Consider the following 22,345-nt stretch of genomic DNA (forward strand, 5'->3'; position numbering starts at 1 on the left):
CCTTAAATGAAATTATTTATTTTTTATATTAACATAATTTGATATTAACAATGGTCTAATTTATAACAACCTTTAAAATAAAAACTAAATATAATGTGTAATTTAATGATTAGAAAATACAATTCACTATTTTTATTACAGATAATTGAATATTGGCAGATTTTTAAATATAACAACTACCTCATTAATTGAAGATAATATTAGGGTTTGATAATTAAATTATCTATCTTTTCTTTGTAATAAAACCAAGACTTCCATATGTGATGTATGGGGAAACATATCAAACAGTTGCACTTTCATGATTTGATAGTTGGATAACAACATCAAATCTTCGACTAACGAGGTTAAGTTGCAACTTGAATATAAAATATAGCTTGGTTGTACATTTTCTAAATACTGCATAAGCACTTTACCAACCCCTCGTCTTGGTGGATTAAGCAGCACTAGATCTGGAGTGTGTTGTTCAGCAATAGCGTATTGGGTCGCATCAAGTGATTTAAACGTTAATCGCTTAAAACCTAACTTGTTAGCTGATTTTGTTGCACATTCAATTGCATCTGGACTAATTTCAATTCCTGTTAGCTGGATTTGATTTTCAATAGCAAGACTAACACAACTTAAGCCAAAACCACCTACACCACAAAACAAATCCCAAATAGAGTGAATAGATAAATTTGTGACCCAGTCACTTGCAGTTTTATAAAGATTGCTGGCAACATCACTGTTTGTTTGAAAAAAACTTTTAGGCTTAATGAAAAGAGGAACGCCATTTAATGTCATTGGTAAAAATGAGGTGTCGGTTAAAACTAACTCTTCTTCCCCTTCTAAAATAGCGGCATGATTAGGTTGGATATTTATTGAAATTACCTTTAAATTTTGTATTTTATCTTGTAATTGTTTAAAAGAATTATTTATTTTTTCGACAAGTTTGTGCGATTTTAAAACAAATCGCAGCATAAAACAGCTTGTATTATTCTCTTTACTTTCAATAACAATAACAAATTTCAACTCTCCTTTTCGCTTATTAATATTATAAGGTACAAGTCCCTGTTTACGGATGAAAGTTCGAACAAGTTTTAGGATGTTTTGCATACTATTTGAGTAAAGAGGACAATCACATAAATCGACCATCTCATTATCTGTTTGTATTCCTAAAATAGGTCTTTCAACAGTACCTAACACCGCCATTTTTGCTTTATTACGGAAAGCAAATTCATGACTAGCAAACGGTTCTACAACGTCATTAGGTTTAAATTGAGTTAATTGTTGTAACAGATTATTTTGTTTTTCTGCTAGTTGTGCATGATAGGGCTTATCCATCCACTGACAAGATAAACATTTTTTCTGCTGATAAAAACGACATTGCATTGCGATAAAACCCTTTTTTATAATGAGTTATTATATATAAAACCGTATTGAAATAAGTATAATTTTTTATTTTATACTAAAACACATACTTTCCTGAAACTTTTTTACAAAATTTTATAAGAATATAAGTAAAATGCATAATTAATCATCCGGTATGATTTGACGAAATAGCGGGGTATGATAGGATATTGTCATTAATATTACAGGAAAAATTTAATGTCTATAAAGTTAAAAACCCCCGTCGAAATTGAAAAAATGCGAATAGCTGGAAAACTTGCAGCTGAAGTATTAGAGATGATTGAACCTTACGTTAAACCGGGCATTAGTACTGGTGAACTAGACAAAATTTGTTATGAATATATTGTTAATGTTCAAAAAGCTATTCCAGCTAATATTGGCTATAGTGGCTATCAACACACTAGTTGTATTTCAATTAATGATGTGGTTTGCCATGGTATTCCAAGTTTTGACAAAAAGCTAAAAGATGGTGATATTTTAAATATTGATGTAACAGTTATCAAAGATGGCTATCACGGTGATACTTCTAGAATGTACATTGCTGGTAAACCAACTATCGCAGGTGAAAAATTATGCCAAGTTACACAAGAAAGCCTTTACGAGGCGATTAAAATTATCAAACCCGGCATACGTTTAAAGGAAATTGGTAAAACGATTCAAAAATATGTCGATAAGTTTGGTTTTTCTTCAGTTCGGGAATATTGTGGCCATGGTATTGGTGAAGTCTATCATGACGAACCTCAAGTTTTACATTATGACGCTGATGATGGCGGTGTAATTTTAAAGCCAGGTATGACTTTTACTATTGAACCTATGATAAATACAGGCGATTGGCGTACCCGTACCATGAAAGATGGCTGGACAGTCAAAACCAAAGATCATGGACTTTCGGCTCAGTATGAACACACTATATTGGTTACTGAAAATGGTGTTGAAGTCTTAACATTACGCAGTAACGAAGATTTTCCTCGCATTATTGAACACTAAATAAAGTGGATTCAACAATAAACTATTGTTGAATCCTTTCGCCTTATTACTTTGATAAACCTTAATATAATAAAGTATACAACTTACGTCGATAACTACTGGCCAATGGGTTACTTGTTCCTAATGCTGCTAGTAAATCAAGTAATGTTTTCTTCACTTGTCCGTCACCAACATTAAGATCTTTTGTTAGCGGTTTAAATAACAACTCTAATGCTTCCTCATGACGCCCTACATGCATTAATTGGGAAGACAATTGAATCATTAATTCAACGTTATCAGGGTATTGAGCAAATTCTGCTTGTAATTGCTGTAATTCAGGAGAATTAGCGGCTTGTTCAAGTAGTTCTATTTCGGCTTGTAATCCATGATAACTTGAATCTTGATCTTGTAGAGGAATAGTTGCAAGCACTCCTTTTGCTTCATTGAGTTGTTTAAGTTCAATTTGTGATTTTATTAGCATTAATGCAATATCTGTTCTTGGTTTACCCAAATGATCGGTAAGTGATTGCCAAGTTTGCCGTAACAGTGGTAATGCTTCTTCATATTTGGCTGCATGAAATAAATTTTGTGCTTCAATTAATTTAAGCTCATCTTCATTTGGTAGCACTTTTTCTAAAAAAGTTTTAATGGTTTCTTCAGATTGAGGTCCTTGAAAACCATCTACAGGTTGACCATTTTGAAATAAATAAACCGTTGGGATAGCCCGTAAACCAAATTGAGCAGCTAACATTTGTTGTTCATCACAATTAATACTAGCTAAAATAAATTGCCCATGATGTTCATTAGCTAATTTAGTTAATGTTTGAGTCATTATCTCATAATTTGGACTTCTAGCTGACCAAAAATAAAATAACACAGGGGATGTCGATGATCTTTCAATCACCTCTTGAATATTTTGCTCATTAACATCAAAAATAAATTGATTTTGCATATTATGTCCTAGGGTATAATGATTTATTATTTATTCTTTAAAATTTTATCCATTAATCTATCAGGAAGCAAACGTTTAGCAATAGCCGCTATTTTGGTTATTTTTGTTACCCTGTAACGTATTTTAGGTTTATCATGTTCAAGGGCATGGAATAAGTAAGGCAACACTGCCTCGGGCGGCAAAGTAAATCGTTTAGCTATAGGTGGATTTTTTACCATATTCTTTTGCTCTGTCTGATTCACATTGTTTGAGAAATATGTCTTTAATGGGCCAGGTTCAATTAAACAGACCTTTATATTGGTTTGTGCTAATTCCAACCTTAACACATCAGACCAAGCTTCTAAGGCATATTTGCTAGCTGAATAAGCACCTCTCCCCGGTGTTGCAACGATACCAACAATTGAACTTGTTTGAATAATACGCCCTTCATCTTGCTCTAGCATGGCTGGAAGTAGTAATTGCGTCAACTGATGGACTCCAAAAAAATTAGTGGAAAATTGAGATTCTAACTGCTCTCGGCTGATCGTACTTAATCGACCATAAACCCCGAAACCTGCGTTGTTAAATAACGCATATAATTTGCCTTCAGACAAAGCTAGAACTTCTTGAGCGGCTTGCTTGACCGAGTCTGGATTGTCAAGATCAAGAAGCACAGTTTCAAATCCTTGCTCAATAAGTTTTTGTTGGTCCAATGATTTGCGACACGAAGCAATAATACGATAACCACGTTTTTTTAAAGCAATGGCCGAGATTAGCCCTATTCCACTTGAGCAACCTGTAATAAATATTGTTCGCAATTTCAGCTCCGATTGATTCATATATTGTCAAATTTTTCTTCTCAAACTATGATAACACATCTAATTTGAAGTTACCCAAACTAAGCCAAGAGGATCGTATGAAAATTGCTATTATTGCTGCAATGGAAGAAGAAGTAGCCATATTAAAAAGTAAAATCACCCATTATCATGTTGAGCGTTATTTAGGTTGTGATTTTCATTTAGGTCAAATTGCTGGTTGTGAAATCGTACTGCTCCAATCTGGTATTGGTAAAGTAGCTGCAGCATCAGGTACTACTTTATTATTAAATAATTATAAAGTAGATGCTGTTATCAACACTGGTTCGGCTGGTGGATTATCTTCCGACCTTAATATTGGTGATATTATTGTTTCAAAGGATGTTTTTTACCACGATGTTGATTTGACTGCTTTTGGTTACAAGCCAGGTCAAATGTCTGGCTGTCCTGTAGCGTTTGATGCTGATCAAAAATACCAATCATTAGCTAAACTCTGTATCAAAAAGCACGGAGTTAATGCGATTGAAGGTTCAATTGGTAGTGGAGATGCTTTCATAAATGGTAAAAGCAATTTAGCAAGAATAAAACAAACTTTCCCGAATGCTATCGCTGTTGAAATGGAAGCCGCAGCTATTGGTCATGTTTGCTGGTTATTTAAAGTACCATTTGTGGTTGTTCGCGCTATCTCGGATAATGGAGATAGTGAATCTGCAGTTGATTTCCAATCCTTTTTAAAGTTAGCTGCAACACAATCATCACTCATTGTTGAATCAATGCTAAGTGAGCTTGCGTGAGTTATCTTTTTTGGTTTGACATATTAGGTACCATTGTATTTGCTATTTCTGGCGTATTATTAGCAGCTAAAAAAGAGATGGACCCAATCGGTGCTTTAGTACTAGCAGTCATCACCGCTATTGGTGGCGGTACAATCCGCGATATTGTTTTAAATCATGGACCGATCTTTTGGATCACTGATTCCACTGATTTATATATTGCTATCACCACCTCATTAGTCACCATGCTCTTATTACGTTACTCATCATCAATTACAGTCCCTAAATGGTTATTTTCTGTATTAGATGCAATCGGCCTTGCTGTATTTGTGGGTATTGGAGTGAACAAAGCGATTTATTCTGACGTAAACAGCTTAGTGGCAGTTTGTATGGGAGTGATGACTGGCGTAGGTGGAGGTATTATTCGAGATGTACTTGCTCGAGACATCCCAATGGTATTTAAAACCGACATCTATGCTACGGCTTGCGTCATTGGCGGAACAATTCATGTTATCGCCTATAATGCATTCAAACTACCTTTGGAATATTCAACATTCATTGGTATTTTGGTTACACTGGTTATTCGATTATTAGCTATTTATCGTAACCTAACTTTGCCTATTGTTGGATTGAAAAATCATTAAATACACCACAAACTGCACCTACACTTAATCAATAATCAAAGACAATACTGCTCAAATAAAGGTTTACGCCAACCTATTAATAATTCTGGCGTATTCCCCTTTTTATCGATTTTCCACTTTATGTATTGGTTAATTAATCGACGTGAAAGCAATAAATCCTCACTAAGCCCTGTTTGTGAAGAAATAGTCAGTGCTGCTTGTTTTAACTCGCTAGTAATTTTTTTATAATCAGGATAGCTATTAACTCGGCGAATTGGTTGAACTTCGGGTATGGGAGTAGATAAAAGATCCAAAATTATTTGACCATACAAACGAATTTCTTTCCCTTTCATACCTAACTTATCAAGTTCTCCTAATGATGTCGGTAAATAGCGTGCAATTTTCCATAATACTTCTTCATGTACCACAAAATTTATAGCAATATCTTGTTCTTTCGCTAATCTATATCGCCAGCTTGCTAATTTATACAATTGTCCTAAACTTTTCCCTTTCAGTTGCCAACTATTTTTAATATTTAAATAAGCATCATTTGGATCCATTAATTCCGATTTACGGGCAACCGCCATTTGGCATTCTTGATAAGCTGCTTGTAAATAATGGTTAGTGCTTAACTGAGACTTTAAAATTTTAATTAAAGGAAAAAGATATAACACATCATTAATGGCATATTTACACTGTTTTTCAGTTAGTGGACGTTGTAGCCAATCTGTTCGGGTTTCACTCTTATCAAGTTCGATCTCTAAATATTTTTTTACTAAACTAGCATAACCACTACTTAATGGATTATCTAAAAAAGAAGCTAATATTTGGCTATCGACAATCGGTGTTGGAACACAACCAAAATGATAAGAAAAGACCTCAATATCTTCACTACACGAATGAAAATATTTTTCAATAGTTGGATTATTTAATATAGCCAAGAAAGCCTGCCAATCAGTAATATTAATTGGATCAATTAACGCTGCATGTTCGCCATTAAATACCTGCAGTAAACCCAAATGAGGGTAAAAGGTTCGGGTTCGAACAAATTCAGTATCTAAAGCCAAAGCCGAGCTATTTTCGATTTTTGAACAATAATCAGCTAACTGATCATTACTAATAATAAGTTGATAAGACAAAATCAAATTCCTGTTCAAATATATTTATTCATAGTGCTTATTTTTGTTAAAAACGATATCAATTACCACGATTTCAGAACGAGTCATTAAGCGAATTGGTGGTCCCCAAAATCCATATCCACTACTCACAATACTGTTAAAATGATCATCTTCTTTTCTATAGAATCCATAAGTATTTTTATACATTAATTTTTCAATAATGTTGATAGGGAATATCTGCCCAGCATGAGTGTGCCCAGAAATCATCAAATCAACTCCCAATTTTTCTGGTTCATTAAGGTCTTTTGGTTGATGATCTAATAAAATAACTGGTGAATCTGTATTAGTGAACATGATAAGATCTGACAGTGAAGCCCTATTTACATTATAACGAAATGAAGAAAAATCATCTCGGCCCACTAATGTAACCCCAATATCATCAAAATAAATGATATCATCCTTTAGTACTTTCATACCGGCTTGCCTAAAAGCGTTAATGATATCTTCTTCTCTATTATTTTCTTGATTAGTCGCTAAGTATTCATGATTACCAAAAATAATATAAGTACCATATTTTGATCTTAATTGTTGAAATTGCTTATCAAAACTATTTTGTGTAAAAGGTTTTAAATATTTATCTAATGTATCACCAGTAATCACAACAAAATCAGCATTAAGTTTATTCACTTTATCAACCATTTGTTGAATAAATCGATTTGTCGTTAGTTCGTTAAGATGAATATCGGAAAGTTGAACAATACGTAAATGTTCAACTTTTGCGGGTTTATCAATTTTAACTTGATAATGAACAATCTTTGGACTAATTGCCATTTCGTGACCAAAACAAAACAATAATACAGAGGCAACAATATAAACAATTTTAAGCCATAAATTGGGTTTAACCTTTTTTTTACTAAGCCAACGTACAATGTCAAAAATAAGTGAGGTAAAAACGCAACAAATCATCAAACCGGCAATGACATTACAACATAATGGCAGCCAATAAGTTGATATATTATCAAATATTTTAGAAAAGATTAGCGATAATCCAGCTATAAAAACAACAATCCAATATATAAATTGATGACAGCCGATCAAATTAAAATCAAACCAAAATAGCCATCGTTTTCCGAGATAGATAGTTATTAAAACACTAACAACAATCGCTATAACAATAGTAATAAAATCGACAAAACCCATAATTATCCGAGCAATTGAATATAAAAAAATGATATGATAACAGAATTAATTTCTATAGTACCAATTAGTTTTATGGATACCAAAAAAGACCAGCTATTCTCGACACCCATTGATAAATTAGGCGACTGGACCTTTGATGAAAAAGTTGCTGAAGTTTTTCCTGATATGGTGCAGCGTTCCGTACCTGGTTATTCTAATATCATATCAATGATCGGTATGTTAGCAGAAAGATTTGTACAGCCTAATTCAACGATTTATGATTTAGGCTGTTCCTTAGGTGCTGCCACATTATCTATTCGTCGTCATGTTAATCACAAAAACTGCCATATTGTTGCGGTTGATAATTCCCAACCCATGGTTGATCGCTGTAAAAGGCACCTCGAATCATATAAAGCAAATACGCCAGTGGATGTAATTTGTGATGATATTTGTAACCTCGATATGCAAAACGCGTCAATGGTAGTACTTAATTTTACTTTGCAGTTTTTGACGCCCGCAAATCGCCAACGTATCTTAAATAACATTTACAGTGCATTAAATCCTAATGGTATTTTAGTGCTGTCTGAAAAATTTAGTTTTAGTGATTCAACTGTCGATGAATTGTTATTTAATATGCACCATGATTTTAAACGTGCTAACGGCTACAGTGAACTAGAAATCAGCCAAAAACGTAATATGTTAGAAAATGTCATGCTAACAGACACAATTGAAACACATAAACAGCGACTGTCTGAAGCTGGTTTTAAACATATAGATACATGGTTTCAATGCTTTAATTTTGGCTCGATTATTGCCATAAAATAAAAAGTTAATTTAAGTGAAATAAATAAGGATAATAGAATGATTGATTTTGGTGATTTTTACCAGATTATCGCAAAAAATAAACTGAGTCGATGGCTAGAAGTATTACCAGCACAACTGGCAAACTGGCAAAATCAAAATATTGATAACCGTTTTAATCAATGGATCAACAGTATTAAACACTTACCGTCTATCATTCCAGATCAAATTGATTTACTCCATAGTGTATCTGTCAATAGTGAACAACCTACCTCGATAGGTGAACAGCAACGAATTACTCAACTACTAAAAAACATGATGCCATGGCGCAAAGGCCCTTTTCACTTATATGGTATTGATGTTGATACAGAATGGCGTTCAGATTGGAAGTGGGAACGCTTAATTAATCACATTGATAGTTTAGAAGGTAAAATTGTTTTAGATGTGGGTTGTAATAGTGGTTACCATTTATGGCGCATGATTGGTGCAGGAGCAAAACTCGCTGTTGGAATTGATCCTATGGCACTTTACCTATGTCAATTTGAGGCTATTCGCAAATTACTGGGTAACGATCAAAGAGCGCATTTATTACCACTTGGCATTGAGCAGCTACCCAAACTTGGTGCTTTTGATACAGTCTTCTCAATGGGCGTTTTATATCATCGTAGGTCGCCACTTGATCATTTATTTCAATTAAAAGATCAACTCGTTGAAAATGGTCAATTAGTACTCGAAACATTAGTCATTGATGGTGCTGAACATACAGCACTCATGCCGGGTGAACGCTATGCTCAAATGCGGAATGTTTATTTTATTCCATCTGTTCCAACAATGATTAATTGGTTAGAAAAATGTGGATTTTCTGATGCAAAACTGGTTGATATATCACTCACCAGTTTGGATGAACAACGTAAAACAGAATGGATGACATCGGATTCACTTGCGGACTTTTTAGATCCAACCGACTTAACCAAAACCATTGAAGGCTACCCGGCTCCAATGCGGGCTGTTTTTATTGCTAAGAAATAAAGTGAATTAATAATTATAAATGCCGATGATTTCAAATGATTATCCAATCCCTTTTAATATTTACATTTTATATATTGTAAGTGGTATTTTTATGTAGAGTGTTATACTATTAAAAATAAAATATAAAAAAATTGTCAAAATTTTGAAAAGTATGCGTGTTTAAATATAAAACATAATAAAAAAAATGATTTTTAAATCTTTATATGAGGAATAGGAATAAATAATGGAATTACTAAAATTAATCTTGCAACTACCTTTCTATATTTTGCAAAAAGCTTGGGAAATAATCAGTTATTTTCTGCTTTTTTTATTAATTTTAGCAAAAGGATTTTTTTGGTTATTTAGTCCAATTATCGGTGATATAAAATGGTCAACACCAGATTGGTTACCTAATGCAAAAAGATTTTACTATGCAGTAGGTTCTACATTAAAAAAAATAAAAACTTTAATTGGTACAAGTATTATTTTGGGATTTATTGCTTACTTTTCTGGTAATTACGCCTATCATTGGTATTTAAATCGTCCAAAACCGATTGAACCAGCACCTGTAGTAATAAATACCTATTCAGCTGAATTAACCCCACCAAGTACAAGTGGCGGTATAATATATATCCAATTCATCGGTGCTAAACGCCCACCAATTCCTCTAGAATCAATCAATAAAGATGAAATAACAGAAGGTATTACCATTTCACCAAACATTGAGGGGAAATGGACATGGTCAAATGATTCAATAATAAGATTCATACCAAAAGAGAGAAAGTGGCCACTTGGTATTGAATATACAGTCGTATTGGATAAGTCAAAATTATTTGCTGAAAACAGCGAACTAGAAAAAAATAGTGCAACCTTATCCTTTATTTCTCCTGATTTCGAATATAAGTTCAAAAATCAAGGTGAGCTTTATTCCAATCCTACAGAAACTAATGTTAGGAATGTCATAAATACAGTCAAATTTAGTCATCCTGTTGATAAGCAAAGTTTTGAAAAAAATATTGTTTTATCACTTTATGAAAAAGACAAGAAATATGACAGTTTTTACGAAAAAAACTATGATAAATTCTTAAACCATGTCGATTTTACTATAACCTATGGTGATAATGACAAAATTGCATATATAAAGAGTGCACCTATTCCCTTACTTGATAAAGAAGGTTATTTAAAAATGACAATTAACAAGGGGGTTATGTCAGCTGTAGGTGGTAGCGCAATGAATTACGATATAACTAATAATGTAACTGTACCCGATAAATATCATTTAAGCGTTACAAAAACAGAGCTTACATTGGTCGAAAAAAGCAACGAAAAAATACAGCAGGTATTAGTATTATCATTAAGTCATGCAGTAAGATCTGAAGATGTATCAAAAGCAATCAAAGTTTGGCAATTACCTGAAAATAAAAATGGTTCGTATAGTGAAAAATATAACAATAGCACTTCTGGTAGATACGAAATAAAATATAATGTAACGCCAGAAATACTCGAAAAAGCAACACCAATATCAATGAAACCAATTGATACTGAACTTACTTATCAGAATCAAATTAGCTTTGAATTCAAAACCGAACAAAACTCAAAATTATATATTGAGGTTAATCAACCTTTATCTTCTCAAGAAGGGTATTTTTTAAAACAAGATTATCAGACAATATTGACAGTTCCTAGTTACCCAACTTATCTTGATTTTGCTGCATCAGGTTCTTTACTATCCTTATCAGGCGAAAAAAAATTACCAATCGTTTCACGTAATTTAGAACAAATGAAGTTAGAAATGGATCGCGTTATTCCTTCACAACTTCAACATCTAGTAGCGTTTAATCAAAGCTACGAATTTAAAGATATGGATTTTGGTGAACTTGATAATGATCATTTTGTTGAAAAATACAGTATAACTAAAGATTTTACAGGAGCTCCAGAGGAAGTAAAATACACCAATGTCGATTTAACTCGTTACTTAACAGCCGATACAAACGGTAATAAAAATCGGGGTGTCTTTTTATTAAGACTTTATGGGAAAAAAACGAAAGATACTCAATATGAGTTCATGGCATCTCGTTTTATTGTTGTGACTGATTTAGGAATTATAGCTAAAAAATCGCTTGATCAATCAAATGATCTATTTATTCAATCGATAAGCTCAGGTAAACCAATTAGTAATGCTAAAGTTTCAGTATTGGGAATGAATGGAATCACTATTACTTCACAAAAAACTGATAGTAACGGTCATGTCCACTTTTCACCATTATCTGAATATTATCAAGGCATTAAACCAATTTTATATGTTGTTGAAAAAGGACGTGATTTATCATTTTTACCAATCAAAAGTTATGAAAGAAATTTAAATTTATCTCGTTTTGATATAGGTGGTATTCGTGAAACCATAGAAGGTGGAGAATTACGTTCACATATTTTTTCAGATAGAGGTATTTATCGTCCAGGTGATACATTCCACATTGGCACCATAGTTCGAGCTCAAAATTGGGAAAACTCCTTGGAAGGGATCACTGTAGAAGCAGAAATTTATGATCCAAAATCCAATTTAGTACTAAAACAACCAATTGTACTAGATAAATCAGGATTTAATGAGCTTAGCTATAAAACCAACTATGAGTCCCCTACTGGTGATTGGTATATTAATTTATATTTAAAAAATGATGATGATGAATCTCGGGTATTGTTAGGTTCTAGTTCAATTGTTGTTCGTGAATTTGAACCCGATAAAACAACCGTATCCCTTAAATTATTACCAGAGATAAAAGATGGGTGGTTAAAACCTGAAGATATTCAGGCTGAAATCAAAGCCAAAAACTTATTTGGTACAGATGCTGCTAATCGACGAGTAACAAATACATTGATTCTTGAACCTTCAACCCCTTATTTTAAAAAATATGAGGACTACTATTTTTATCAAAACATTTCAGGGGGAAGAAATAGTTTTAAAGTTGAATTAGATGACAAAACAACAGATGAAAATGGTGTAGTAAAAATCGATCTTAATGAAAATATGCAAAGCTTTGAAGGCAACTATACATTAAGAATGTTAACAGACGTTTTTGAACCAGATAGTGGTCGAAGTGTTGCTGCAACAGCAAGCACCTTTGTATCACCAAATGATTATTTGGTTGGTGCAAAAGCTGATGGTAATTTAAGATACATTAATAAAGATTCGGTTCGTCATATTGATTTTATAGCTATTAATCCTGCCCTAGAAAAAATAGAGTTATCTGATCTAAAACTTGTTTTAATTGAAGAAAAATATCTTTCAGTATTAGTCAAACAGCCTTCGGGGGTTTATAAATACGAATCACGCCGTAAAGAATCGGTACTATTAGAACAGCCATTTAAGATTAGTTCTGAAAAAACAACATACGAATTAGATAGCAAAAATCCAGGTAATTATATTATCCAAATTAGAAATAAAGACGATGAGTTACTTTACCAAAGCAAATACTCTATTGTGGGTACAGCTAATATTACTCGTGATTTAGATCGTAATGCAGAACTAACATTAAAGATTAAAGATGCACAATATAATCCGGGTGACGAAATAGAGGTTTCAATCACTGCACCATATGTAGGTAGTGGTATTATTACCATTGAACGCGACAAAGTGTATTCTTGGAAATGGTTCCATACAGACACCACAAGCTCAGTACAAAAAATAACACTTCCGAAAGACATTAGTGGCAATGGTTATATTAATGTCCAATTTATTCGTGACCCAAATTCAGATGAAATTTTTATGAGTCCACTTAGTTATGGTGTTATACCATTCAAAATTTCAAATGAGCAATTTAACGATAAAATTGTATTACAAGCACCATCATTAATAAAACCTGGAGATACACTGCCAATTACGTTACATACAAATACGCCACAAAAAGCGGTTGTATTTGCTGTAGACGAAGGAATTTTACAGGTCTCAAATTATAAACTTAAAGATCCATTGAATAGCTTTTTACGCAAAAAAGCACTATCAGTAAGAACTTCACAAATTTTAGATCTTATATTGCCAGAATTTCGTCATTTGTTGACAGCTTCCGCTCCTGGTGGTGATGGTGATAATGATGATGTATTATCAAATCATTTAAATCCATTTAAACGCAAAGTAGACGAACCTGTATCCTATTGGTCAGGTATTATTGATGTAGATGGCGATAAAACCTTTGAATATAAAGTGCCTGATTATTTTAATGGCAAAATTCGTATCATGGCTGTATCGGTTGGTGATAAAACAATGGGACATACTCAAATGTCAACAACTGTACATAATGATATTGTTTTACAACCTAATGCCCCATATTTTGCTGCACCAGATGATGAGTTTGAAGTGTCACTAAATGTAACTAACCTGATTGAAAATATTGGAGACAAAGTCGTTCCGATCGATATTAAGGTTTCAACATCCCCTAACCTATCAATTATTGGCGACAGTAACAAAGCTATTGAATTAGCTAATGGCAAAACTGGAGTTTTAAAATTTAATTTTAAGGCAACCGACAAACTTGGTAATAGCGATCTCCACTTTTCAGCCAACTATAATGATATTACAATCACACGTGATGTTAGCCTTTCAATAAGGCCATTAACTGAATACAGATTAATCACAAAAATGGGAAGAATGGAAGATCATAAACAAACGTTTACTGATTTTAGAAACATGTATAGTAACTTAAGTAAACGAGAAGCTGCCGCATCTTATTCACCATTTATACTAAGTAAAGGCCTAAGTACCTATTTACAAGACTACCCACACTATTGTTCTGAACAGATTGTAAGCCGAGCAATTCCTGTTTTAATAGCGAGTAAATATCGTGATTTTGATCTGGCTTCGAAAGAAGGGATAGCACCATTATCAGAACTATTCCAAGTGTTGCAATCTCGTCAAAATAGTGAGGGTGCAATTGGTTTATGGTACTCAACTTACAATGTTAATCCTTTTATTACATTATATGCAGTAAACTTTATGCTTGAAGCAAAAGAAATGGGCTATAAAGTACCTAAAAAAATGCTTGATAATGCTAATAAATATCTGCAAACAATTGCTGTATCTAGAGATAATAGTACTTATGGTTTAAGAGTCCGTGCTTATGCTATCTATTTATTAACAAGGCAAAATAAAGTAACAACAAGCTATTTAGCCTCTACCATGAGCGATCTTAATCGAAAAGAAGATTCATGGAAAAAAGATATAACGGCAATGTATTTAGCTTCATCTTATAAAATGTTAAAAATGGATAAAGAGGCAAATAAATTAATCAAACCTGTTTGGCAACAATTAGAAGCTGCATATGATCGTGCTTGGTGGCTAAACAACTATTATGATCCACTAGTCGTTAATGCAGGAAAAATCTATTTAATCGGCAAACATTTTCCTGAAAAAGTAAAAGATATTCCTGCGCAAGCATTAGAAAATATGGTTATCATGCTTAATGAACAAAAATATACTACTCAATCATCAGCAATGACAATATTGGCTTTAAGTAGTTATTCGCAGAGCATTGAACAATCAAATTTATCTAAAGATACCCTTCAAATTAATGCAATATCAAAAGATGTAGAAAAACAAAGAATTATTGCAAGTTTAAATGGAATTTTGACTAAAGGTAGGTTTAATGTTCAAGATACGCAATTAAACATAACTAATAAATCAAGCTTACCTGTTTGGTATATGTTTTCTGAACAAGGTTATGACAAAGATATCCCTAAAGAGCCAATTAAAGAGGGGCTTGAAGTATATCGTGAATTTACTGATCTTGATGGCAAGCCTGTTGAACAAGTCAAACTTGGCGATAAAATTAACGTAACAGTTAGAATCCGAGCACTAGCAGATGAAGGTGCAACTAATATTGCCATTGTTGATTTACTACCAGGTGGTTTTGAAGTAGTACAACAACCAATAGATTCTCAGGAAGAAGATTCTGACGAATATATTCAAGATAATGAAGAATACGATGACTATGAAGAAGATGATTATGATGAAAATTATGGTTGGGTTTCACCAATTGGTATAAAAATAGGAAAACATACTTGGTATCCAGAATATACAGATGTACGTGAAGATCGTGTTATTATTTATGGTTCAACTTATAATAATAAAATACAAGAATTCACCTATCAAATCAAAGCAACCAATATAGGAACTTACAGTATTCCTCCTGCATTTGGAGAAGCAATGTATAATCGTGATATTCAAGCTGTATCAAAAGGTGGACAAAAGATAAGTATCATCCCACAACAATAGTTATTTACAACTAACCATTCACTAAAACGGGCTTATGCCCGTTTTTCAATAAAATAACTATTATATAGTTACTTTGAGTTGAATTAATTAACCCAGAACTATCAGTTGTTGAAGGTTTTGCTATAAAATTTAACGATTGATTACCATAAGACAATGTATGCTTACCGTACTCAAATGTATAATTCACACTTGATTTTACTGGAATGGTTAATTCCTTCCCATCAACAATCACTTTAATTTCATTCGGAGTTGGGTTGTCAATCATACGATCAACTGAGCTAGACTAAAAGTTATCTGAACCAAAACAACCGACCAATGTTATATTGCAGACTAGCAACAAAAAATATTTTATTTTTTCATCGCATTAATTTTTAAAGGTTTTAAAAGGAGTCAGATGTTATCATAAATTTAAAATGCGGTTGGGTCAGTTAATAATAAGCTAAATGTAGCAGAATACTGTTTTGGAAGGCTTTATACATAAAAAACAACTTCACGCTGAAGTTCTTTTTGTGGACTTGGTGCCAGTGGTCGGACTCGAACCGACACGCTTTTAAGGGCGGCGGATTTTGAATCCGCTGCGTCTACCAATTTCGCCACACTGGCATTAAACGTGTAAATAAGTAAACGTTAGCATTATACTTAGCTTTGCAATATCTGCAACAAGTATTATCGTAAAGTGCTTTATATGCCTAAAAAACAAACTAATATCTAGGTTTCCAAGCGGGTAATTTTTTAAGGATTATATAAGCCGTCTGCTTAGCTATTGCATTATCAATATTGTAATTTTTAGCATATTGTAATGTGACTTCATGCCATTTTTCATTAAATGTTTTCATTGTGCCATCTTTACGAGCACAATGCTTACAATATCTTTTAGACATATCAAGCAACGGATAATCAGCAATAGCCGTCATTGGCATGCCACAAGCAATACACATTTTCATATTCTAAATTCCAATAAAATTAAAAAAGTGACTCAATAATTGCCATCTTTATACGTATAAAAAATCCTACTCTTAGTTACACAAGATTACAATATACAATTAAAAAGAGATAAATAGATTTCAAAAATTAAGATCAAATTGTGATGTGAGTGGATCTAATTGTGGTTGTGGTTGCTGTGATAATAAATAACGGCGCCTTGCTGCCCGTTGTTTGCATAAACGCAAAACATCTTGTTTTTGGCTATCACTCAAAGTTAACCACTTAAAACGTTCGTCTCTTGAGCGATAGCAGGTAATACAATAGCCTTGTTTATCAGTTTCACAAACTCGTTTACAAGGGCTTGGGATATCAAAAAATTCAATCTGATCCAATTTATTCCTCGTTTTTTAGACAAAGCGATATATTTACTAGTGTTCTTTTAAGCCCAAACCTTTACTAAGCACTTTGAAACAGTCATCACAATCATGTGTAGCGGCATGGAGTAATGTTTGAGTCGGTGCGTGGATTAATTTATTGGTTAAACGATGGGAAAACTCAGCAAAAACATCATCAATATTTGCCCCCTGCTTGATAGCATTTAAAGCTTTTATTTGTAATTCACGCTTAATACTTTCTGCATTACGACGATACTGCTTAACATAAGCAACTGCATGTCTCGTCTTAAGCCAATCAATGAAATATTCAGCTTGTTCTTGAATAATATATTGCGCTTCTTTCGCGGCAATAGCACGTTGCTCTAAATTACTTTCTACCGTTTTTTGTAAGTCATCAATAGTGTAAAGATGCACATTATCAAGCTGATTAACTTCTTCCTCAACATCGCGAGGCACAGCTAAATCAATAAACAGCATTTTACGGTAATTTCTAGCGCGTAAAGTGCGTTCAACCATACCTTTACCTATAATAGGTAAAGGACTTGCTGTTGAACTAATCACAATATCAACATCTTTAAGTCGATTAGCGATATCAGGCAATGAAATAATTTCTGCATCGATACCAGCCGTAAGTTTTAATGCCTTTTCACGGGTACGATTGGCAATAATCACGTGATTAAATCCATGCTGTTTTAAGTAGCGTGAGATAAGTTCTATCGTTTCCCCTGCTCCAACAAGCATAATATTTAAATGAGAAGTATCAACAAAAAGATTGCGAGCAACTAAACAAGCGGCATAGGCAACAGATGCCGTATTAGCACCGATATTGGTTTCACTGCGGACAATTTTTGCTACATGAAACACTGTTTGAAATAGTTTTTTTAATTGGACGGATAAACAGTTTTGTTTTTGAGCAAAACTATATGCCTGCTTAACTTGCCCTAAAATTTGTGGCTCACCAATGATCATTGAGTCCAAACCGCTAGCAACCGACATCAAATGCTCAACAGCTTGTTGGCCGCCATACCAATAGAGTGAGTTTTGATATAACTCAATATCAAGATCATGAAATTGCTCCAACCAACTTTCTACAGACTGTTTTAATCTAAGATAGTCAGTTTGATGCTCATAACTCAAATAAATTTCTGTTCGATTGCAGGTAGACAAAATCACACATCCTTCAACTAAAGGATGTTGGTATAGGCTGTATAACGCTTTATCGACAATCTCAGTAGGAAAAGCAAGTCTTTCCCTTAAAGCGACTGGAGCAGTTTTATGATTAACACCAAAAATTGTAATGGACATTGCATCGCTTCTTTTTTGAAGGTTATATATTGATATAATTATTTTATTTATATTAAACGAGCTCTAAACCTATATTATACATAAAAAAAGAATAAAGATTAATTTACATAGTTACTTTTTCTTATTCAGATAATTATCGGTTATAATACACTCATCGTTGACAACAAACACTAACAACTAAGAGTTACTTCATGTCTAAAATCAAATATGCTTTTATTATCGTGTTATCTTTATTTATCGCCGCTTGCCAATCAACTAAATCACAAAATTCAACTTCAGTTAAGCAACAATGGCAAGCTCACCAACAGAATTTACAACAAATAAATGCGTTTCAAGTAAACGGTAGTATTGCTTATATGAGTACTAAGTCTCGTAATTATGGTCGATTTTTAATTACTCAACAGTCAACAGATAATTACGAAGTCAAATTAACCACCCCCGTTGGTACCAATATTTTAACCTTAAAAGCCGAGCCTAATTATGCACAACTGATTGATAAAAATGGTGAAAGTTATCAAGATGTCAACGTTGAAAATCTAATGAAAAAAATCTCTAACGTAAATATCCCATTAAATTCTTTACATAATTGGTTAAAAGGATTTTCAGATAACATCAATGCTGACAAATTAGACAATTCAGGACGCTTAATATCAACCATCTTTATGCAAGGCAATAATAAATGGACATTAAAAATTTCCAGTTATACAAATTATACCTATAAAAATAAAGAAATTTATTTACCTGCAATCATTGAACTTACCCATGATGATGTAGTGGTTCGATTAAAAATTAGCAACTGGGTTTTACGATAACGGATAATATTTATGAAACAATGGTTATCACCTGCTAAATTAAATTTATTTTTATATATTACAGGCCGTCGTGCTGATAATTATCATAATCTACAAACGCTGTTTCAATTTATAGATTATTGTGACATTTTGACCTTTACAGTCCGTCAAGATGACAACATAAAATTATTAACACCATTTGCTAACATTCCCGACGATAAGAATTTAATTACGATCGCCGCAGAACGATTAAAGTCGTATGCTAACAAAAAAAATATTGGTGTAAATATTACAATTAATAAAAAAATCCCAATGGGTGGTGGACTAGGCGGTGCTTCTTCCAATGCTGCAACTGTATTAGTCGCACTAAATCAGTTATGGCAACTGAACTTATCGACTGACGAATTAATCGAAATAGGTCAAACAATTGGGGCTGATGTGCCAATTTTTATTTATGGACATGCTGCTTTTGCTGAAGGCATTGGTGATCAATTCCAAAGCATTGATATTCCTGAACACTGGTACCTAGTCGCCTACCCCAATATTGAAATATCAACAGCAAAAGTCTTTAACGACCCAAAACTATGCCGTGATACACCCAAGCTCAGTATGCAAGAACTTATCGCTTTACCGTTTGATCAGTTTAAAAACGATTGTGAAAATGTAGTACGCGAGCGTTATCCTGAAGTTGATAAACTCATAACTTACTTATCACAATTCGCTCCTAGTAGATTAACAGGTACTGGGGCTTGTGTTTTTACACAGTGTGAATCAGAGCAGCAAGCATTGGACATTCAAACCAAACTTAAAACACTATCAATCAACAGCTTTGTAGCAAAATCATTAAACAATTCACCTTTATACAGAAATTAACTAAAAAACTTAACCAACACATCATTAATTGGTTAAGTTTTTTATTCTAAAGTCTTTCTTTATGGCAAATTTTCAATATAAAAAATAGTTGTCGTTTTTTCGGTTGCAGCCGCTACTATATTATTTAATATGCATACTAATTATTAGATGTAATAAAATTAAGGCTTAAAAAATTATGGTTATTAGTAATGCGGACAAAATAAGAGAGTATTATCAAGCTTTACTCACAAAAGATCAAAACTATGTGGGAATCTTTTATGCAGGGGTTAAAACAACATCAGTATTTTGTATTGCGACTTGCAGAGCAAGAAAACCAAAATTTGAAAATGTTGAATTTTTTAATACATTTAAAGACGCACTTGATGCAGGATATCGACCTTGTAAAATTTGCAAACCAACTGAAAATGCTAATGAAGCACCTATTGACGTTACTAAAGCCGTCACATTAATTACAGAAAATCCTAAAACAAAAGTATCAGATACCATATTAAAAAAACATCAAATAAGCCCTGAAATGGTAAGACGCTGGTTCAAAAAACATTATGGAATCACCTTCCAAACTTATCAAAGGATGTACCGAATTAATCAAGCCTATCAAGAGCTTAAAGTAGAAGGAAATGTTATTAATACCGCTTATAACACAGGGTATGAATCTTTAAGTGGTTTTGGGTATACCTATAAAAAAATCATCAAAAACACGCCATTAGAAAGTATCAATCAAGACATTATTTTAATTAATCGTGTAACAACGCCATTAGGCCCCATGTTTGTATGCTCTACCAATAAAGGGATCTGCTTATTAGAATTTGTAGATAGAAGAATGTTAGAAACTGAACTCGAACAACTACAAAGACAATTAAAAATGAAAATTATTTTTGGTGATAATAGCCATATAAAACAAGCCAAAAAAGAGATTGACGAATATTTCCAAGGAAAAAGGCAATATTTTAATGTCAAATTACATACACCAGGAACAGACTTTCAAAAAGCCGTTTGGGATTGTTTAAAGCAAATTCCTTACGGAAAACTAACTACCTATAAACAACAAGCAGAAAAAATTAATAATCCACAGGCTATACGTGCAGTGGCAAGTGCAAATGGATTTAATCGAGTTGCGATTATTGTACCATGTCACCGAGTCATTGGCTCAAATGGCGAATTAATGGGATATGGTGGAGGCTTAGAGCGAAAACGTTGGTTAATTGAGCACGAAAAAAAATATTCAAATCAAAACTAAATGTATTTACCTCAAACAAACTGTGTGAATATTGTATTTATTTGTAAAAAAAAGTAAAAAAACAAGTCAACGATTCTATTTTCCAGCGATATTACTTTTTGTTTATTGCCATGCCAAACGACGAGAGTATATAATGAAAAATTGTCCATTCTTATAGAAATGATATAGAGAACATTTAATATGACTCAATTACAAGAAAAACTCGCACTAATTAAAAATAGTATTATCACCATACCCGATTACCCTAAAAAAGGGATTCTATTTCGTGATATTACTAGCCTGCTTGAAGATCCTGTTGCATTTCGATCTTCGGTTGAGCTATTAATCGATCACTATAAAGATAAAAAAATAGATAAAGTGGTTGGCACCGAAGCGCGTGGGTTTATCTTTGCAGCTCCAATTGCATTAGCATTAAATGTTGGTTTTGTGCCAGTAAGAAAACCAAATAAGTTACCGCGTCACGTATTTAGAGAAGAATATCAATTAGAATATGGTACTGATACGCTCGAAATTCACTCTGATGCTATTAATCCCGGTGAACGCGTATTAATTATTGATGATTTATTAGCGACTGGCGGTACGGTTGCAGCAACAGCAAAATTGATACAAAAAGCAGGCGGCATTGCTGAAGATGCAGCTTTTGTAATTAATTTACCTACTTTAGAGGGTAAAACTAAACTCACTGATATGGGCATTAATTGTTTTACATTAGTGGATTTTGAAGGTGAATAACCCATCTATTTAAAAAACATCTTTTTAGGGGTAATTTATATTACCCTTTTTATATATCCCCTATCACTTCTATACCACTGTATAATCATCAATGGATAATTTACTCACAATATCCGCAACAATTTAGAATCAGCAATAATTCAAAGCCAACACCACAAAAACAAAATTGAATAAAAAATCAAATTTAAGCTTGATTTAGTTTATTTAGTGAATTATTATTCAA

Annotated in this window: 19 protein-coding genes and 1 tRNA gene; 10 read left to right on the forward strand and 10 right to left on the reverse strand. The window is 33.0% G+C overall.

Annotated features, from left to right (window positions below; genetic code table 11):
- Positions 1-219 precede the first annotated feature (219 nt).
- On the reverse strand, positions 220-1,368 hold the full coding sequence (gene rlmC, locus GQ598_RS03090; protein WP_160402304.1) for a 23S rRNA (uracil(747)-C(5))-methyltransferase RlmC: 1,149 nt from the start codon (positions 1,366-1,368) through the stop codon (positions 220-222).
- Between the two features lie 216 nt (positions 1,369-1,584).
- Here rlmC and map point away from each other — a divergent pair, with 216 nt between their 5' ends.
- Positions 1,585-2,373, forward strand: coding sequence for a type I methionyl aminopeptidase (map, locus tag GQ598_RS03095; protein ID WP_160402305.1), 789 nt, complete (start codon positions 1,585-1,587; stop codon positions 2,371-2,373).
- Between the two features lie 61 nt (positions 2,374-2,434).
- Here the strand turns inward: map and GQ598_RS03100 are convergent, their stop codons facing one another.
- Positions 2,435-3,304: a co-chaperone YbbN gene (locus GQ598_RS03100; protein ID WP_160402306.1), complete on the reverse strand. Its 870-nt coding sequence runs from the start codon at positions 3,302-3,304 to the stop codon at positions 2,435-2,437.
- Between the two features lie 26 nt (positions 3,305-3,330).
- Positions 3,331-4,122: an SDR family oxidoreductase gene (locus GQ598_RS03105; RefSeq protein ID WP_160402307.1), complete on the reverse strand. Its 792-nt coding sequence runs from the start codon at positions 4,120-4,122 to the stop codon at positions 3,331-3,333.
- 77 nt (positions 4,123-4,199) lie between these two features.
- Between GQ598_RS03105 and mtnN the strand changes: the two genes are divergently transcribed.
- On the forward strand, positions 4,200-4,892 hold the full coding sequence (gene mtnN / locus GQ598_RS03110; protein WP_160402308.1) for a 5'-methylthioadenosine/S-adenosylhomocysteine nucleosidase: 693 nt from the start codon (positions 4,200-4,202) through the stop codon (positions 4,890-4,892).
- Positions 4,889-5,515 (forward strand): TRIC cation channel family protein, encoded by a 627-nt coding sequence (locus GQ598_RS11315; RefSeq protein ID WP_202112661.1) that lies wholly within the window; start codon positions 4,889-4,891, stop codon positions 5,513-5,515. The genes mtnN and GQ598_RS11315 overlap by 4 nt, the downstream gene beginning before the upstream one ends.
- A 35-nt stretch (positions 5,516-5,550) precedes the next feature.
- On the opposite strand, the gene rnd is transcribed toward GQ598_RS11315, so the two are convergent.
- Both rnd and GQ598_RS03125 read right to left on the reverse strand, forming a co-directional pair.
- Complete coding sequence (gene rnd, locus GQ598_RS03120) at positions 5,551-6,633, reverse strand: ribonuclease D (RefSeq protein WP_160402309.1); 1,083 nt, start codon at positions 6,631-6,633, stop codon at positions 5,551-5,553.
- 24 nt (positions 6,634-6,657) lie between these two features.
- Positions 6,658-7,812: a metallophosphoesterase gene (locus GQ598_RS03125; protein WP_160402310.1), complete on the reverse strand. Its 1,155-nt coding sequence runs from the start codon at positions 7,810-7,812 to the stop codon at positions 6,658-6,660.
- 33 nt (positions 7,813-7,845) lie between these two features.
- Between GQ598_RS03125 and cmoA the strand changes: the two genes are divergently transcribed.
- The 3 genes from cmoA (at position 7,846) to GQ598_RS03140 (ending at position 15,865) form a co-directional block, all read left to right on the forward strand.
- Positions 7,846-8,616: a carboxy-S-adenosyl-L-methionine synthase CmoA gene (cmoA, locus tag GQ598_RS03130; protein WP_202112662.1), complete on the forward strand. Its 771-nt coding sequence runs from the start codon at positions 7,846-7,848 to the stop codon at positions 8,614-8,616.
- Positions 8,617-8,652: 36 nt separating this feature from the next.
- A complete protein-coding gene (gene cmoB / locus GQ598_RS03135; protein WP_160402311.1) occupies positions 8,653-9,621 on the forward strand; it encodes a tRNA 5-methoxyuridine(34)/uridine 5-oxyacetic acid(34) synthase CmoB in 969 nt (322 codons plus the stop codon).
- Between the two features lie 223 nt (positions 9,622-9,844).
- Positions 9,845-15,865, forward strand: a complete 6,021-nt coding sequence (locus GQ598_RS03140; protein ID WP_160402312.1) for an MG2 domain-containing protein — start codon at positions 9,845-9,847, stop codon at positions 15,863-15,865.
- A 10-nt stretch (positions 15,866-15,875) separates the two neighbouring features.
- Here the strand turns inward: GQ598_RS03140 and GQ598_RS03145 are convergent, their stop codons facing one another.
- From GQ598_RS03145 to hemA, 5 genes are all read right to left on the reverse strand, one after another.
- Positions 15,876-16,130: a hypothetical protein gene (locus tag GQ598_RS03145; RefSeq protein WP_160402313.1), complete on the reverse strand. Its 255-nt coding sequence runs from the start codon at positions 16,128-16,130 to the stop codon at positions 15,876-15,878.
- Between the two features lie 251 nt (positions 16,131-16,381).
- Positions 16,382-16,468 (reverse strand) — tRNA-Leu (locus GQ598_RS03150).
- 98 nt (positions 16,469-16,566) lie between these two features.
- On the reverse strand, positions 16,567-16,809 hold the full coding sequence (locus GQ598_RS03155; protein WP_160402314.1) for a zinc ribbon domain-containing protein: 243 nt from the start codon (positions 16,807-16,809) through the stop codon (positions 16,567-16,569).
- Positions 16,810-16,929: 120 nt separating this feature from the next.
- Positions 16,930-17,181 (reverse strand): DUF1289 domain-containing protein, encoded by a 252-nt coding sequence (locus GQ598_RS03160; RefSeq protein ID WP_091347057.1) that lies wholly within the window; start codon positions 17,179-17,181, stop codon positions 16,930-16,932.
- Positions 17,182-17,217: 36 nt separating this feature from the next.
- Positions 17,218-18,489 carry a glutamyl-tRNA reductase gene (gene hemA, locus GQ598_RS03165; RefSeq protein WP_160402315.1) on the reverse strand — a complete coding sequence of 424 codons (1,272 nt, stop codon included), beginning with the start codon at positions 18,487-18,489 and terminating at the stop codon, positions 17,218-17,220.
- A gap of 191 nt (positions 18,490-18,680) precedes the next feature.
- On the opposite strand from hemA, the gene lolB reads away from it, so the two are divergent.
- The 4 genes from lolB (at position 18,681) to apt (ending at position 22,122) form a co-directional block, all read left to right on the forward strand.
- On the forward strand, positions 18,681-19,301 hold the full coding sequence (lolB, locus tag GQ598_RS03170; protein WP_160402316.1) for a lipoprotein insertase outer membrane protein LolB: 621 nt from the start codon (positions 18,681-18,683) through the stop codon (positions 19,299-19,301).
- 12 nt (positions 19,302-19,313) lie between these two features.
- Positions 19,314-20,153 carry a 4-(cytidine 5'-diphospho)-2-C-methyl-D-erythritol kinase gene (gene ispE, locus GQ598_RS03175; RefSeq protein WP_160402317.1) on the forward strand — a complete coding sequence of 280 codons (840 nt, stop codon included), beginning with the start codon at positions 19,314-19,316 and terminating at the stop codon, positions 20,151-20,153.
- 175 nt (positions 20,154-20,328) lie between these two features.
- Entirely contained in the window at positions 20,329-21,390 is a 1,062-nt protein-coding gene (locus tag GQ598_RS03180; RefSeq protein ID WP_160402318.1) for a bifunctional transcriptional activator/DNA repair enzyme AdaA, read from the forward strand.
- Between the two features lie 180 nt (positions 21,391-21,570).
- Positions 21,571-22,122, forward strand: coding sequence for an adenine phosphoribosyltransferase (apt, locus tag GQ598_RS03185; protein WP_160402319.1), 552 nt, complete (start codon positions 21,571-21,573; stop codon positions 22,120-22,122).
- Positions 22,123-22,345 lie beyond the last annotated feature (223 nt).

It is taken from the genome of Gilliamella sp. Pas-s95, assembly GCF_009795795.1.
GTDB lineage: Bacteria > Pseudomonadota > Gammaproteobacteria > Enterobacterales > Orbaceae > Gilliamella > Gilliamella bombicola.